Raw genomic sequence first — 13660 nt, 5'->3', positions numbered from 1 at the left:
CCCCGCCGCCGTCAGGCCGCGTCAGGCCGGAGGTGGCAGAGCACCTCGCCAGCCTCGACGATGGCCCCCTTCTGAAGGAGAAACTCGGTCACCACGCCCGCCTGCTCCGCCACGATCTCCACCGTGGACTTTGCGGTCTCCGCCTCGGCGAGTGCATCTCCTCGCTCCACATGTGCGCCCGCGTCAACGAAGACGGCGGTCAGCAGGGCCTCGTCCAGGCCTTGCCCAAAGTGTGGAATCAGGACGTCGACAGCGTTGCTCATCGTGTCATCTCCTCAATTGCGTCAATGATGCTTCGAACCGACAGCAGGTAGTCGTCGGCCTTGTCCGCTGGTGGGTATGCGACGGAGGGCGGGGCCAGCCGATGCGGTGCCCCGCGAAGGTCGGGGAAGCACATCTCGGCGGCACTGGCCGCGACCTCGGCACCGATGCCGTATTCCATGCTGCTCTCATGGACCACGAGCAGCGCTCCGGTCTTGCGGATCGATTCCGCAACCGTCGCCATGTCCAGTGGCGAGAGCCACCGCAGGTCCACCACTTCGACAGAAACCCTGTCAGCAACCTCGCAGGCGGCACGCAACACGTCATTGGTGATGGCTCCGTAGCAGGCAACGGTGAGGTCAGAGCCCGTCCGGACGACGCGGGCAGCAGTGGCCGAGGAGCGGGGGTTATCCTCGCGCGCCTCCACGCGCGTCCTGTGGTAAAGCCGGATTGGCTCGTAGATGACGGTGGGGCCACCCGTGGCTACCGCGTGGCGCAGAACCTCCTCATAGTCCTGGCCGGTCGAGGGGCAAGCCACAGCCAGGCCGGCGACTCGCGCGAAAAGCGCCTCATTGCACTCGGAATGATGTTCGACGGCCCTGGTCCCCGCGCCGCTCGGAATGCGGATGACGACATTGGCGTCGGCTCGACCCTCCCACCGCTGCGCCATCCGAGTGGCCTGTGTGATGATTTGGCTCGCCGCCGGATAGGTGAATCCGTCGAACTGGATCTCACAGATAGGTCGCATCCCGGCCAGGGACATGCCGATGGCCTGTCCCACAATGGCGGCCTCCGACAAGATGGAGTTGCGCACCCGGGCGGCCCCGAAGCGCTGCGTCAACCCAGAGGTGACACGAAACACCCCTCCCAGCTCGCCGATGTCCTGTCCGAGCAGGACCACCTGCGGATCCGCATCCATCAGCGATGCCAGGGCGGCGTTGATTCCGGACGCGAGCGTCGCCCCATTGGTGGGTGTGATCGCTGTCATCGCGAGAACTCCTCAACCATCTGGGCACGCAGCAGCGCCGCTTCCCCGGCCACCTCGTCGAGCCAGGCGGCGTCGACCACACACTCGCCCAGGAGCCGGTCCCGGTAAGCCGGGACGGGATCTTTGTCTGCCGCCGCCGCTATCTGCTCGATGCTGCGGTATCGGTGCTGGTCGTCGCTGGAGGCGTGCCCGTGGACGCGGACGACGTGGGCTTCTAACAAGTAGGGTCCTCGGCCCGACTGAACGTGGGCGAATGCGCGGCGCGCAGCTAGCAGACTTGCTTCGGGGTCCAGACCGTCGACGCTTGCGGACGCGATTCCGAAGCCTCGCGCGCGGTCCTCCATAGAGGCTGCCATCTGCTCGTGTGTGGGTTTGGACAGAGCCCACCCGTTGTTCATCACCAGGAAGATCACGGGCGCATGCTCAACCGCGGCAAGGTTCAGCGCCTCGGAAGCCTCCCCCTCGCTCGTGGCACCATCGCCCAGACAGATCACCACGGTCGTCGGATCGCCGAGGAGCCGTCGGCCCAGTGCGTATCCGACGCCGTGGTGACACTGCGCAGCCAGGACCAGTGTGTAGGGAAAGAAGCGGTGCTTGACCGCGTCCCAGCCGCTGAAGTTCCGCCCGGCCCACACGCCGCACACGTCCGTTGGACAGATCCCGCGGGTGAACGCGAGAGCGTGCTCACGAAAGCTGGGAACGATCGTGGCCTTTTCGAATGCGAGTGCAGCAGCTACCTGGATCGGCTCTTGCCCGCGGCACGACAGCCACAGATCCAGCCTCGACATCGCTGCCAGGGCTATTGCCTCGTCGTCGAGTGCGCGGCTGAGCAGCATCGAGCGCAGGAGCGCCTGACGATCCCCATCGGTGAGTCTCTCAACAGGTGTGGACATCATCACAGACACGTCTTTCCCTTCCTGGAACCGGGTGACCCATAGCGAGGAGCCGCAGCATGGAAGGCCGTCACGATCAGGGCATCGTCGGCGTACCACCGACCACTCAGCTGCATCAATCGCGGTGCCGTCATCGACGATCCCTCTATGTGACGGGCGTCCAGGACGCCGTCGGGTCGGACCGTGACCTGGAGAGCGAGAAAGTCGATGGGGGCGGGGGACAAGAAGTAGAGGGCCTTGTATGCAGCCTCTTTCGCGCTGAAAAGGAGCTTGTCCGCGCACACTTGGGTAAGCGGTGGCAGCTGCTGGATCTCTGGAGCTGAGGCGATCATCTCCAGCAGGCCACTGGCGAGCGGTTCGTTGGGTTCAGCATCGATACCGAGGCATCGCGTCGTACTGGTAGAAGCGAGAGCAGCCCCAGCGAAGCCCACGCAGTGAGTCATGCTGCCGACGACGCCGGCTGGCCAGACAGGAGCGCCGTGGCTGTCGTGGAGGACTGGGACAGCGGGCTCCCCGAGCCGAGCCAAACAGGTGCGGGCACAGGCACGTACGGCCGCGAACTCGCGCCGCCGGCGGGAGACTGCGCGATGGACCAGACGGGCCTCACTGGGGAAGAGTGCCGTTTCGCCGACGAACGTGCCCCGGATCTCTGACGAGGCGACCGAGGCAGGCAGGACGGCCGCGAGCAGCGCCCCGCTCACGCTAGCTCGTTGCGATAGAGGGTGAAGTAGTCGGGAAGCCCCTGCTCCACGGATGTCCGGGCCATTCTGCCGATTTCGTCGAAATTGACGACGGAGATGGCATGGCTAGGGGGCACCAAGTTGCCAGCCTCAAACCAGTCTCGCATCGCTGCGGAGGAATGCCGGTGCCACACATGCGTGTGCAGGTGCACATGGCGTTGGATGCACTCACTCCCACGCAGGTGGGACACTCGCATCCCCGCTTTCCACCCGCACGTGGCCAGCACACCTTCGCGGGCCAGAGCCCCGAGGGTCACGGGATAGAGCGCCTCTCCAATATTGTCCAGGACGATCGCCGCGCCGCTGCCATCGCTCAGTTCGGCGACAGCAGCGAGGAAGGCGCGGCGGGACTCCTGGTGGCGCGCGTGCGCGCCCGGTTGAGACGAGGTGCGACGGGGCACGTTCAGATGGGGGAAGGCACGACGGTCTACCGGGGTTATCCCCAGTGATGTGATCAGCTCAAGCCGTACGTCGGAGCTGGCAGTCATGGCTGTGCGATAGCCGTGCTGCTGGGCGATCTGCAGGAAGATCAGGGCAACGCCGCCGCCCCACGCAAAGATCAGTTCCTGGGACGGGTCGTGGTCTGGGGCCTGCAGCTGCAAGATGGTCTGGGCCCTCCGCCACAGGTCCAGGGCGGTGAACAACCTGCCGTAGGTGGCCCACTGCTCCAGGGTGTGCCGTGTTCCGGGCGGGATGGGCAGCAGCAGTTCGGCGGGGAGGTGTGTTTCTCGGGCCAGGAGACCCAGCGTTCCCGGACAGTCGTAGGCGTGCACCAGTTCTGCGAAACCATGCCGGTCGGTGACCCCGAATGGCATCAGCATGCAGACATCCCCGGGAGCCAGGTTGCTGCGTTCACAGCCCGGGCCAAGTTCGTCGACGCGCACCACTCCCAGATTTCCCAGCACGATCTCGTCCTCCTCACGGGTGGAACAGACATCGATCGGTGATCGCGTGACCGCGTGGTCGATATTCGCTTCCCACGCCCCCAGGAGCGGCGTGGCCACGACCTCGCCGCTCCTGAGCGGCGGAAGCTCGTACTGGGTTCTCACTAGAGCATCGGCGGGATGAGCCAGAGGGCCAGTGAGGAAACCTGACCTCAGGACCCAGGCGTCAGTGGGGGTCATCGCGGCACTGCCCTGTCGGCCGCAGCACCACTCTGATCCACCGTCGCGGCCTCCGCGAGGTGGACCTCGTAGTTTGTACTCGCCGATCCCCACGTCTCACCGGCGCCGTAAGACAACGCGGCGAGTCTGCCCTGCGGGGGAATCTCCCCATCGCAGAGCGCTAGGTACATGGCGAGCGGAATGGACGCCGAGGACGTGTTTCCCATCATCGCGATCCGGTCGATGAAAGGGATGTTGACCCCAGCGCCCCGTTGAGTAGCCGTGAGAATGCGACCATTCGCCTGATGCGGGATGATCGCTGTGGGCCGCGGAGTGTCCTGAGCGGCCGCTTGGGCGAGCTCCTGCATGCGAGTGACGGCGTGATCGAAGACCTCCATGCCGTCGAGTTCGATCCCGCTGCCACGATCTCTCATCAGGTCAGCGCATGAGCCATCGGTGCCGCTGCGCGAGATGACAGGCGAGAAGTGTTCGCGGGACTCGATGAGCACTGCTGCTGCGCCATCGCCGAACAGGAAAGCTGACTTCCGGTCGGCGCGATTGGTGACCCGCGACATCGCCTCGACCGTGCAGACGATGCATGAGTCGGACTGGCCTGCGTCCACCAGGGAAGCCGCGGTCACGAGTGCGGCAACGAAACCTGAGCACGCGCTATTCATATCGAAGACCAAGGTGTCGGTGGGCAGCCCGGCTGCCGAGGCGACGAGAGCAGCCAGCGGGGGTACCCGCTGGGAACTGCTAGTACTGACGACGATGAGAGTGCAGCGACCAGGGCTGGCGCCCGCCATTACCTGATTGCACACCCTGCCTGCCGGAACATGCAGTTCGACGTCTTCTGGCCACCAGTGGCGAGACGAGATCCCGGACCGTCTCTCGATCCACTCGCGGGTGAGATCGATGGCGCCAAAGTCGGCGCTGCTGACTGGGGCCCCGGTGAGATCCGCTGCAATCGCGACGATTCCGGCAGGCATGGTCTAGCGGGTCAGAGCCGCGAAGTAGGAGACGAACCCATTCAAAGTCTCTAGGGCCATGACCTCCTGCTTGTCGGCCTTGACCTGAAACTCTCGCTCGAGCATTTGAATTATCTCCAGCCGGTCCAAGGAGTCGAGGTCCAAGTCGACCAGGGGCCGGTCCAGGTCAACCTCCGTCATGGGCAGGTCGTTCTCTCGGCAGTGCTCGAGAATGAGATTTCGGGCCTGCTCGGTCATGATGGTCATGAGATCTCCTATGACGCTCTGGCGGTACAGACGACGGTGTGGAGGCTGCGGGTCTCGCCCGAGGCACGTGATCCCGCACCGACGACGACGAACACAGCGAGACTATCAGCGGGAAGATCAACCAGGATTGATCAAGTGCCGCTTTTTCGGCTACTCGTAGTTGAGCGTGGTGGGTCGTTGATGCAAGGGCTCGTGGCCTTGCGCTGGGATGGGTGTTGCGAAGCATCCTCCCGGACAAGGACCACGAGCTGTGATCGAGCCTACGTGCTCGCGGCGTGACGCTGCGAGCGTGATCTTCAACCTGCCCGACTACCACGTGATCGACGCGGTCGACCTGCCCTCGGGCGGTCGGCGCGTGATCGTGCATGCCGACACTGTGGCCGATGGCTGCCCTGACTGCGGGGTGATGTCGGCCCGGGTCCATGCCTGGTGTCGGCAACGCGTGAAGGACATCCCGCACGCTGGCAGCATCGAGGTCATCGTCGTGAAGCCGCGGCTGGTGTGTGCGGAGGGGGCGTGCTCGCGGCGGACGTGCACCCAAGCCACAGCAGAGTTGCCGGTGCGGGCTCGGTGCACGAGTCGGCTACGGCGGGGCCTGTTGGAGGCCGTGATCGATCACGGCCGGCCCGTCGCCGCTGTGGCCGCCAGCTTCGGGGTCGCCTGGTGGACTGCTCAGAAGACGGTGAACAGCGCGATCGACACGCTGCCCGATACCGATGCTCTGCACGTCACCCAGCTCGGGGTCGATGAGCATCGCTACCGGAAGGTGCGCTGGTACCGGGACCCCGACACTGGCGGCTGGTCCCGGGTCGAGCCATGGATGACCACGAGCGTGAACACCCGCTGCGGTCAGGTCCTCGGCGTCGTCGATGGCCGTGACAGCGCCGCTGTCGAAGGCTGGTTGACCGCCCGTAGCCAGGTCTGGCGGGACCGCGTCACAGTGGTGGCGATCGACCCCTCGGCCGCGTTCAAGAAGGCCATCACCGGCTGCCTGCCGAACGCGAAGATCGCGGTCGACCCTTTCCACCTGGTCCAGCTGGGAAACCAGTGCGTGACCCGGGTACGGCAACGCCTCGCCCACGAGGTGCACCAGCGGCGTGGCCGGAAGGTCGACCCGGCCTGGGCGCACCGGATGCTGCTGCTACGTGGCTACGACACGCTCAGCCCACGCGGACGGGCACGCCTGGAACAGGTGCTCGCCGCCGACGACCCGACCGGCGAACTGGGCGCCGCCTGGGGCGTCAAGGAAGCCCTCAGGCTGATCCTGGCCAGCCACACCATCGAGGAAGCCCGCGCCGCGAAGACCCGCTTCGACGCCTGGGTGGTCGCAGCCGACACCGACGAGACCGACCGGTTCGGAGCGACCATCACCGCCTGGTGGCCCGCCATCGAAGTGACCATCGCCACCGGCGTGACGAACGCCCGCACCGAAGCAGCGAATACCGCCATCAAGCACATCAAGCGGACCGGGCGCGGCTACCGGAACAACACCCACTACCAAACCCGTATCCTGCTACACAGCGCCCACCGGGCGCGGCAACACCGCTTGACCAGCCAAGGGACCACGCTCAACTACGAATAGCCATTTTGGGTGTGCTGGGGCGCGTCCCGGGCCGCTGCCCCCCGGGACGGCTGAGGTGGGTGTGTGGTGCGGGGTCAGGCCTCGGGGTCGAGAACCTGGAGCAGGTCAGCGGCGCTGGTGAACGTCTCGACCACGGCGTCGAGGTCGGCAATGTCGCTACCGACCTGGACGATCAGGCGACGCTGGAGCTTCGCGGCGGTCTTGAGCGCGACAGGGGCCGTGGAGCGGGCCGGGGCGTCGCAGTAGACGAGCGCGTCAGCCAGTGCGGCGACCACGCGCATGGTCTGGGCGTAGTCGTCGCGGGTGGCCACCACATCGAAGGGCCGGTGACTGACCAGCGCGCCCGACTCGGCGATCCGGGCACTCAGGGCGGCCGCGCCGGAGAAGACCGCGCGGCCCGACGTGGCGGCGACGATGCGGCCGCCGTGGTCGAGTGCGGCCTCTAGTGTGTGCCCCTGGGCGCCGAGCGCCAGGCCTGTGATCAGGGTCTTGGCGTTGTCGGCGAGGCAGCGGCCGATCTTGTCGGCGAGGGCGCGGTTCTCGTCGGTGGACAAGCGGGGCCCGGCGAAGGCGACCGCGTCGCGGCCCTGGGATGCGGCCTCAAGGTGGGCGGGTCCGCTGACCCAGAGGCCGATGGGGGCCTCGGTGCCGAGCTGGTCGAGGCTGGCGGGCCACTCCGAGTCGCCGGGGATGATGAAGCGCCACCCGTTGGCCTCGGCCTTGGCAGGGATGCGGCTGGGATCGAGTCGCAGGGCCGTGATGCGTGGTCCGTAATCCACGTCGGAGTGGCAGGCATCCGCCCACACCTCGGCAGGGTCGTCGACGTCGAGGCGCATCCGCAGGAAGCCGTCGGCCCCGGAGATGACGTGGCTGAACGCGGCGCGGGTGAGGTGGGCATCGTCCCAAACGGTGGCCTGGGCGGGTGCGGTGGGGGTGGTCATGGCTGGTGTCCTCTCGGATCGGGGACGACTGGTGAGGCCGTCGGGCTGGGCTGCCACCACAGACGCTACGGCCTTGCCTCGACAGTTCTCACCCTACCGGCACCCCATGCCGGGCGGCACGGTGAAATTCGCGACGACAAGGGGTTATGGCGTTGTAGAGGTGGCGATAAGGGGGGTTATCAGGGGTGTGATGTGTTGTGGTGGTGCTCAGCGTGGGTGGGCAGAAGGCCGGACTGATGGAGGTTGGCCAGGAGGCGCAGTTGGGAACGCACAGCGGTCGCGAGGGTGAAGACGACCACATTGGTGGCGGCAAGGTGCTTTTCGGTGTCGAGTCGGTGCAGCAGCTCGGCGGGGTCATTGCCGCCGGTGTTGACCAGGAACGTGCCGTAGCGGGCGATGAGCTGGTCTTCGGTCATGGGATGGCTCCTGTTTCGTGTGGTTGCCCTCCAACGCCGTCGCGGGCGGAATTGGTGACCGCCTGGGGGCGCTCCCGGCGGTCGTGGCCGGGAGCGCCGTGGTGATCAGTGGCGGTTCTCCTGTCGGGTGGCGATGTCGGGGTGGCTGTCGAGCTCGTTGAGATCGATCGCGGTGGTGGCTGCGGTGTGGTTGTCGTGGACGGTGAAGACGTGGGCGATGGATCCGGTGCGGGTGATCATGTCCAGGGCGTGGCGGGCGACGTCTTCGACGGTGGCGTGGGTGTCGTCGATGTCGACGGTCCAGGTGACCAGGTAGCGCTGGGGGGACAGGTTGTGGACGGGGTTGGGGTCGGCCTTGGCGCTCAGGGCCTTCTTCCATCCTTTGCTGGTCTCGACGCTGGGCAGGTGTCCCGTGGTCGCGGTGTTGAGGATGTGGGCGATGTCTTCCCACAGGTCGGCGTCCCAGTCGTGCAGGGCCATGGCAGTGGCGATGTCGAGGGCGGCGCGGGCCAGGCGGGGGGCGCTGGTGGGGTGGTGGGTGAGGTAGTCGAGCAGATCAGCCATGAGAGACCTCCACGCGTGCGGTGAGGGTGGCCAGCCAGGTCTCGCGGTCAGCGTGCAGGGGCTTCTCGCACTCGGTTCCGTGCTCGTGGATCATCCCGCACACGCCGCCTAGGGCGATGTTCTCTGCGGCAATGGTGCCGTGGGTGGGGCAGAAGGTGTCAGCCATCGTGGGCCTTTCTGGTGGGGCAGGCTGGTGAGGCCCGCATGTCGTGGTCGACGTGGTCGACGTTACGCAGCCAGGTGTCCTGTCTGCGCATCCCGAGCACCCCATGCCGAGCGCCCCAGGGGCCACCCCACGGTGCCGCCGGCTGGTTGCGGGAGGGCTCGTGATGGGGGCTTGGTTCAAGCGGTGTAGGTCTCGGTGACGGGGTAGTTCACGCGGTTGGCGGGCTTGGTGCCGCAGATGGCGCAGGGACTGTCGCCGGGGCAGCGCAGCAGTCCGGGTTCGGAGTCCCAGCCGGGTTCCCAACCGGGCAGCTGGTTTGCCATGACCTTGTCGTTGCACGTGGCGCAGGCCAGCCATTCGCGATCGTGGTCGTCGTCGAGGTCGGGGACGGTGGCGCGGGTGAGGGGCTCAGCCATGGTGGTCCCTTGCTGGTTGTGGCGGGCTGGTGAGGCCTGCGGGGCGGGTACCGGAGGCGGGGCGGGGCTCGATCGTCCGAGGAGTCGTCAGATGGTGGTGTGGCTGAAGTGGTCGTGTACGGCGTCGCCGAGATCCTCAAAGCCGATGCAGTCCTCACAGGCACCGATGGTGAACAGCTCCGGGGTCGAGTGCCACGCTTCGGCAGTGAAGCGCTCCCGGGTGGGTGCAGACATGCGGCGCTGGGTGGAGACGCCGCGACAGTTCCACTGGGTGATGCCGGTGGCGTGGTAGGCGTCGTCCATGCCGTCGAACCTGCTGGACTCGTACTGCTGGGTGATCTCGCGCACCTGCTCCCAGCGGGGCCCGTCGGTCCATTCCACCGAGATCCAGCCGTGGGCGCTGCCGCGTTCCATGGTGACGCTGAAGCGGACGCCGGGGAAGGTGCGGCGCAGGTGGCGGCGCAGGGCGGCGGCGGTCTGCTTGACGCTCGCGCTCTCGGCGGCGGGTGCGGTGAGGGTCTCGGTCATGGCAGGAGCCTTCCTGTTCGGGCGGGCTGGTGAGGCCTGCATGTCGCTCTCGACAAGACACACGCTACGGCGCGGCCGTCATCCTGGCTCCCCACGAGGAACCCCATGCCAGGCGGGCCAGGGCATCGGTTCCGGACAGCACCCGAGGCGCTCCCGGTCTGGTGGCCGGGAGCGCCTCGGGTGTGTCAGGACAGGGCGGGCAGGAGCAGGACGGCGAGGACGGCGGCGGTGCCGAGCTGGAGGGCTTCGCGGCGGTGTCCGGGGGTAGTGCGAATGGCGGCGATGGCGAGGAGCACGACGACGGCTCGCTGGGCCAATGAGATGGGATCGACGCCGGTGATCGCCCAGGTCCCGAGCAGCCAGACGAGGCAGACGAGCACGGTGGTGGAGCGGCGGGGCGCGGCGGAGGTCTTGAGCTGGGCGCGGTGGGCGGTGGACCGGGTCAGGCGAAGCAGGATCAGGCTGGCAGCGATGGCGAGGACAGGAAGCACGGCGAGTGGTCCTTTCGGTAGGTGTGGGGGGTGGGGGTCGCTGCCCCATTGCAGCGACCCCGCGTCGGGTCTCGGGCCTAGTTCCCCGGGCCGGCGTACTCTGCCGTCGAGCAGCCGCACCGGCAGGTGGCGGTGCCGTCGGTGACGACCACGAGGCCGTGGACGGGCGTCTTGGTCAGCTCGCCGAACAGGTCCAGCCACAGGGCGCACATGTTCTGTGCGACGGGGCGGGACTCGCCGTAGACGAAGCCGATCATCTGGGTGACGGGCTCGTCGATCAGGTCGCGAGCTGCGAACATGGCGCGCACCCCGCTGTCCCTCACGTTGGCGACCGGGACGGAGATTGCCCCGCGGGGCCCCTGTTCGTCGATCAGGACGATCAGCATCAGGCCATCGGGGTGGGTGCCGTCGTCGAGGTAGGCGGTTGCCGGGGCGGCCAGATCGGCGACGGTGCAGGTGGCGGTGGACATGAGGGTGTTCTCCTTCGCAGTGGACGGCTGGTGAGGCCGTCTGGCAGGGGGCGTGTTCCCCGCTGCCATGAACCACGCTAGGGCCGGGAGCGCTTTTCGGTATCCCCACCAGCACCCCATGCCAGGCGGCACGGCCAGCCTCCGGGTGCGGGGGCGCTCCCGGCCGTCCGCGGAGCGACGACTTTTGAGGACAAGCACCTGCAGCCGGACGCCCCGGGTGGGGGTCCGGCCTTGCAGGCTGTCAGGCGTGGGTGTGGTGCTGAAGGCGCGGGTCGAGGGAGGCTTCCAGTGCGCTGCACTCGATGGTGAGGTTGGCGAGCTGGTCGACGGCGCGCAGGAAGGGCGCGCCCAGGTTCGAGCGTTGCAGCCGTTCTGTCGCCTCGGCTACCCGTTGTTGGGCGGTGGTCAGGGCTTCGTCGAGGTCGTCGGGGTCAGTGACCACGGCCCACTGGTGCAGCAGCCAGAGCTGAGCGTGGAGGACCTCGGGATCGTCGCCGCCGATTTTGCGTACGGTTTGGGCGAGGTCACGGGCTGTGATGAAGGCTTCGTCTGCGGTGGGACCGAGCCAGCGGGAGTCGGGGCCGTTGCTGTCGGCGACCAGCCGCCACGACGTTGTCTCGTGCGAGGACATGGGGTCGTGACCGTAGACCACGCCGATCACTCGCACACCGCCGGGGCCCGTCGGGGGCTGCTCGAATGCCTGTGCGGTGTAGCGGACACGCCAGTTGGACAGGGCTTGGTTGTAGGGCGCGATGGCGCTGGTGGCGACGGGGGTCATCGCTCCCCCGTCGAGCAGCTGGAGGCGCTGGCGAAACGCGGTGGTGGTCTGGGAGCGTGCCCAGCTCTGGAGCGCCGCGACGGCGTCCAAGTGCTGGGCGACGTCGCGGCCGGTGATCTCCTTCACTGCGGCCAGAGAGTGGGTGGTGTCGTCGACGAGGCCGATGAGGTCCTTGCCGTGGCGGGTGGCGCGCAGGGCTTGGTCTGCGAGGGCTGTGGCGGTCTTGCTCATGGAAGGCCGCCTTGGCCGAGCTCGCGATGGTCTTCCCCGAACGCTTCAACCCCTACCTGTAATACGAAATTCGAAGACCGTCACTTACACAGACAACTTGACAAGCTCGAGTGCTGCTGTCCTGCCTGGCGCTGCTGCTGCACGACCACGCCCAACGAGCCACCCAGCTGCGCTCGGGCACCGAACTGGTCACCGCGACCCGCACCGTCGAGGTGTGGCGCCACGGCAGCGCCCCCGAGGTCCTGGAGGTGCCCGACCATGACAGCCTCGTCGAGATCGTGCGTACCCTCGGCGTCCAGGCCGGCTGGCGCGGTCCCCAGGACGTGACCATCCCCAAGGGGTCGGTGCTGGACCGCATCATGCACATCGCCGCCGCCGAAGCCGACACCGCTGACGCTGATGCCTGAGCTGACACTGGCCATCCGCTTCCCCCTGGGCAGCTATCACGCCCACACCGCAGCAGGGGACCCGGAATGGCCGCCGCACCCCAGCCGGGTCGCCGCAGCCCTGCTGAACGCCGCCCACACCACCGGCCGCCACATCGCGCTGGCCGAGCGCGTCTACACCTGGTCGGCGCCTGCCGTGTGGACCCCGCCTGCCGCGGCCCGTGACATCGACGTCAGCCGCTGGGTTCCGGTCGACTCTCCGGTCAACCTCGCGTCGAAGCGCGGCAACCCCGCCGGGAAGAAGAGCATCACCAGCAAGATCCCAAGCCCCCGGAGCGAGGCACCACCATCGCTGCCCCCGCCACCATGTGGCTCCACCACGACCACACCGACCTCGCACCAGACGACCTGCCGGCCCTGGACGAACTACTCGGGGCAGTGACCTACCTGGGCCGGCCCACCACTCCCGTCGTCATCGATCGGCTCGCTGTCTTCAGGCCACCCACCGATACCGGGGTCTTGTGGGAGCCCGACCCCGGCGGCGACGTCGTGCTGCGCATCGCTACCCCCCGCACCCTGCAGCTGCTCGACCAGCGCCATGCCCAACGCCAAGCCGTGCCCGACCCCGGCTACCAGCCCCGCATGGCCAAGCAGGACACCGCCCGATACCGGCACACCCGCTGCGGGCAGCACACCCCACCGGTCACCTACCCGAGCCGCGGGACACTGCTGCAGGTCGCGGCCACCATGACCTGGCTACCCCTTCCTGGTGCCTTGGCCGACGACGTCACCACCATTGCTGCGCTCCTGCCTGACGGACACGTACCCTGCCCGCCTACTGGCAACGACAGGACCGTGGCCTGGTCACCGACCGCCTCGCCGGTGCCCTGGTGCACCCGGCCCTCATCGAACCGGTCACCGTCATCACCAACCAGATGGTCACCACCAGCCGCCCACGCCCAGTCCCGACAACAGCAGCACGCACTGACCAGCTGGCGGCTGCCTGCGCCACGGCCACGGCCTGGACTACCCCCGCCCCCGTCATCGCCGACCCCGAGGTTCTGATCGTCCAACTGCAGCACCTCGCTGAGCTCCACGGCGCGGCCTTGGTCGAGGCCCAAACCCACGACACCTCACGGCTGGCAGGCGCCCCAGCAACCGACACCAACCCCCAACTGACCCACGCCAGCATCCTGTTCGACCGGCCCGTCACCGGACCCCTCCACCTCGAGCACACCCTCCTGCTCCCCATCACCACCACCTGACATCAGCCCCGTGCGGGCGAGAGTTTCGCGGTCGCGATGTACCGGGCGGTGCCATCGGAGAGGAATAGTCAAGACCTGTGGATTGATGTGTCAGGCGGCGTGAGCGTGGCCTCCTGGTTCGTCGGGTCGTTCGACGAGCTTGCCGTTGCTGAACTCCGCGCCGGCACGGACGAGCGCAACGAGGTGGGGTGCGTTGACGGCGCGCC

At 67.5% G+C, this 13660-nt stretch carries 20 protein-coding genes; 4 read left to right on the top strand and 16 right to left on the bottom strand.

Annotation, left to right across the window (positions count from 1 at the left end; all coding sequences use genetic code 11):
* Nucleotides 1–11: 11 nt before the first annotated feature.
* The 7 genes from ACHFFZ_RS02990 to ACHFFZ_RS02960 form a co-directional block, all read right to left on the bottom strand.
* Entirely contained in the window at nucleotides 12–263 is a 252-nt protein-coding gene (locus tag ACHFFZ_RS02990; protein WP_394275179.1) for a lipoyl domain-containing protein, read from the bottom strand.
* Nucleotides 260–1249, bottom strand: coding sequence for an alpha-ketoacid dehydrogenase subunit beta (locus tag ACHFFZ_RS02985; protein ID WP_394275178.1), 990 nt, complete (start codon nucleotides 1247–1249; stop codon nucleotides 260–262). The genes ACHFFZ_RS02990 and ACHFFZ_RS02985 overlap by 4 nt, the downstream gene beginning before the upstream one ends.
* Complete coding sequence (locus ACHFFZ_RS02980; RefSeq protein ID WP_394275219.1) at nucleotides 1246–2145, bottom strand: thiamine pyrophosphate-dependent dehydrogenase E1 component subunit alpha; 900 nt, start codon at nucleotides 2143–2145, stop codon at nucleotides 1246–1248. Before ACHFFZ_RS02980 ends, ACHFFZ_RS02985 begins: the two co-directional genes overlap by 4 nt.
* Nucleotides 2145–2843, bottom strand: a complete 699-nt coding sequence (locus tag ACHFFZ_RS02975) for a 4'-phosphopantetheinyl transferase (RefSeq protein ID WP_394275177.1) — start codon at nucleotides 2841–2843, stop codon at nucleotides 2145–2147. Before ACHFFZ_RS02975 ends, ACHFFZ_RS02980 begins: the two co-directional genes overlap by 1 nt.
* Nucleotides 2840–3886: a hypothetical protein gene (locus ACHFFZ_RS02970; protein WP_394275176.1), complete on the bottom strand. Its 1047-nt coding sequence runs from the start codon at nucleotides 3884–3886 to the stop codon at nucleotides 2840–2842. The genes ACHFFZ_RS02975 and ACHFFZ_RS02970 overlap by 4 nt, the downstream gene beginning before the upstream one ends.
* 116 nt (nucleotides 3887–4002) lie before the next feature.
* On the bottom strand, nucleotides 4003–4974 hold the full coding sequence (locus ACHFFZ_RS02965; RefSeq protein ID WP_394275175.1) for a 3-oxoacyl-ACP synthase III family protein: 972 nt from the start codon (nucleotides 4972–4974) through the stop codon (nucleotides 4003–4005).
* 3 nt (nucleotides 4975–4977) lie between these two features.
* Complete coding sequence (locus ACHFFZ_RS02960; protein ID WP_394275174.1) at nucleotides 4978–5220, bottom strand: phosphopantetheine-binding protein; 243 nt, start codon at nucleotides 5218–5220, stop codon at nucleotides 4978–4980.
* A 289-nt stretch (nucleotides 5221–5509) separates the two neighbouring features.
* Here ACHFFZ_RS02960 and ACHFFZ_RS02955 point away from each other — a divergent pair, with 289 nt between their 5' ends.
* Nucleotides 5510–6802: an ISL3 family transposase gene (locus ACHFFZ_RS02955; protein ID WP_394275173.1), complete on the top strand. Its 1293-nt coding sequence runs from the start codon at nucleotides 5510–5512 to the stop codon at nucleotides 6800–6802.
* 74 nt (nucleotides 6803–6876) lie between these two features.
* Here ACHFFZ_RS02955 and ACHFFZ_RS02950 read toward each other — a convergent pair whose 3' ends face one another.
* The 9 genes from ACHFFZ_RS02950 to ACHFFZ_RS02910 form a co-directional block, all read right to left on the bottom strand.
* On the bottom strand, nucleotides 6877–7743 hold the full coding sequence (locus ACHFFZ_RS02950; protein ID WP_394275172.1) for a DNA-processing protein DprA: 867 nt from the start codon (nucleotides 7741–7743) through the stop codon (nucleotides 6877–6879).
* Between the two features lie 179 nt (nucleotides 7744–7922).
* Nucleotides 7923–8159 (bottom strand): hypothetical protein, encoded by a 237-nt coding sequence (locus tag ACHFFZ_RS02945; RefSeq protein WP_394275171.1) that lies wholly within the window; start codon nucleotides 8157–8159, stop codon nucleotides 7923–7925.
* A 105-nt stretch (nucleotides 8160–8264) separates the two neighbouring features.
* A complete protein-coding gene (locus tag ACHFFZ_RS02940) occupies nucleotides 8265–8723 on the bottom strand; it encodes a hypothetical protein (RefSeq protein ID WP_394275170.1) in 459 nt (152 codons plus the stop codon).
* The gene (locus tag ACHFFZ_RS02935; RefSeq protein ID WP_394275169.1) at nucleotides 8716–8889 is read right to left on the bottom strand and encodes a hypothetical protein; all 174 of its coding nucleotides are present in this window, start codon (nucleotides 8887–8889) and stop codon (nucleotides 8716–8718) included. Before ACHFFZ_RS02935 ends, ACHFFZ_RS02940 begins: the two co-directional genes overlap by 8 nt.
* A gap of 176 nt (nucleotides 8890–9065) precedes the next feature.
* Nucleotides 9066–9305 (bottom strand): hypothetical protein, encoded by a 240-nt coding sequence (locus ACHFFZ_RS02930; RefSeq protein WP_394275168.1) that lies wholly within the window; start codon nucleotides 9303–9305, stop codon nucleotides 9066–9068.
* A gap of 87 nt (nucleotides 9306–9392) precedes the next feature.
* Nucleotides 9393–9833: an LPD29 domain-containing protein gene (locus ACHFFZ_RS02925; RefSeq protein WP_394275167.1), complete on the bottom strand. Its 441-nt coding sequence runs from the start codon at nucleotides 9831–9833 to the stop codon at nucleotides 9393–9395.
* 185 nt (nucleotides 9834–10018) lie between these two features.
* Nucleotides 10019–10324 carry a hypothetical protein gene (locus ACHFFZ_RS02920; RefSeq protein ID WP_394275166.1) on the bottom strand — a complete coding sequence of 102 codons (306 nt, stop codon included), beginning with the start codon at nucleotides 10322–10324 and terminating at the stop codon, nucleotides 10019–10021.
* 77 nt (nucleotides 10325–10401) lie between these two features.
* On the bottom strand, nucleotides 10402–10794 hold the full coding sequence (locus tag ACHFFZ_RS02915) for a hypothetical protein (RefSeq protein ID WP_394275165.1): 393 nt from the start codon (nucleotides 10792–10794) through the stop codon (nucleotides 10402–10404).
* A 241-nt stretch (nucleotides 10795–11035) separates the two neighbouring features.
* Complete coding sequence (locus ACHFFZ_RS02910) at nucleotides 11036–11803, bottom strand: hypothetical protein (RefSeq protein WP_394275164.1); 768 nt, start codon at nucleotides 11801–11803, stop codon at nucleotides 11036–11038.
* Between the two features lie 110 nt (nucleotides 11804–11913).
* Between ACHFFZ_RS02910 and ACHFFZ_RS02905 the strand changes: the two genes are divergently transcribed.
* The 3 genes from ACHFFZ_RS02905 (at nucleotide 11914) to ACHFFZ_RS02895 (ending at nucleotide 13454) form a co-directional block, all read left to right on the top strand.
* Nucleotides 11914–12210 carry a hypothetical protein gene (locus tag ACHFFZ_RS02905; RefSeq protein ID WP_394275163.1) on the top strand — a complete coding sequence of 99 codons (297 nt, stop codon included), beginning with the start codon at nucleotides 11914–11916 and terminating at the stop codon, nucleotides 12208–12210.
* Complete coding sequence (gene csb2 / locus ACHFFZ_RS02900) at nucleotides 12203–12631, top strand: type I-U CRISPR-associated protein Csb2 (protein WP_394275162.1); 429 nt, start codon at nucleotides 12203–12205, stop codon at nucleotides 12629–12631. The genes ACHFFZ_RS02905 and csb2 overlap by 8 nt, the downstream gene beginning before the upstream one ends.
* Before the next feature lie 448 nt (nucleotides 12632–13079).
* Complete coding sequence (locus ACHFFZ_RS02895) at nucleotides 13080–13454, top strand: hypothetical protein (RefSeq protein ID WP_394275161.1); 375 nt, start codon at nucleotides 13080–13082, stop codon at nucleotides 13452–13454.
* Nucleotides 13455–13660 lie beyond the last annotated feature (206 nt).

Origin of the sequence: Luteococcus sp. (genome assembly GCF_043424415.1) — a bacterium.
Classification (GTDB): domain Bacteria; phylum Actinomycetota; class Actinomycetes; order Propionibacteriales; family Propionibacteriaceae; genus Luteococcus.
The sequence above is the reverse complement of the archived record's forward strand: the minus strand, read 5'-3'. Positions and strand labels throughout refer to the sequence as shown.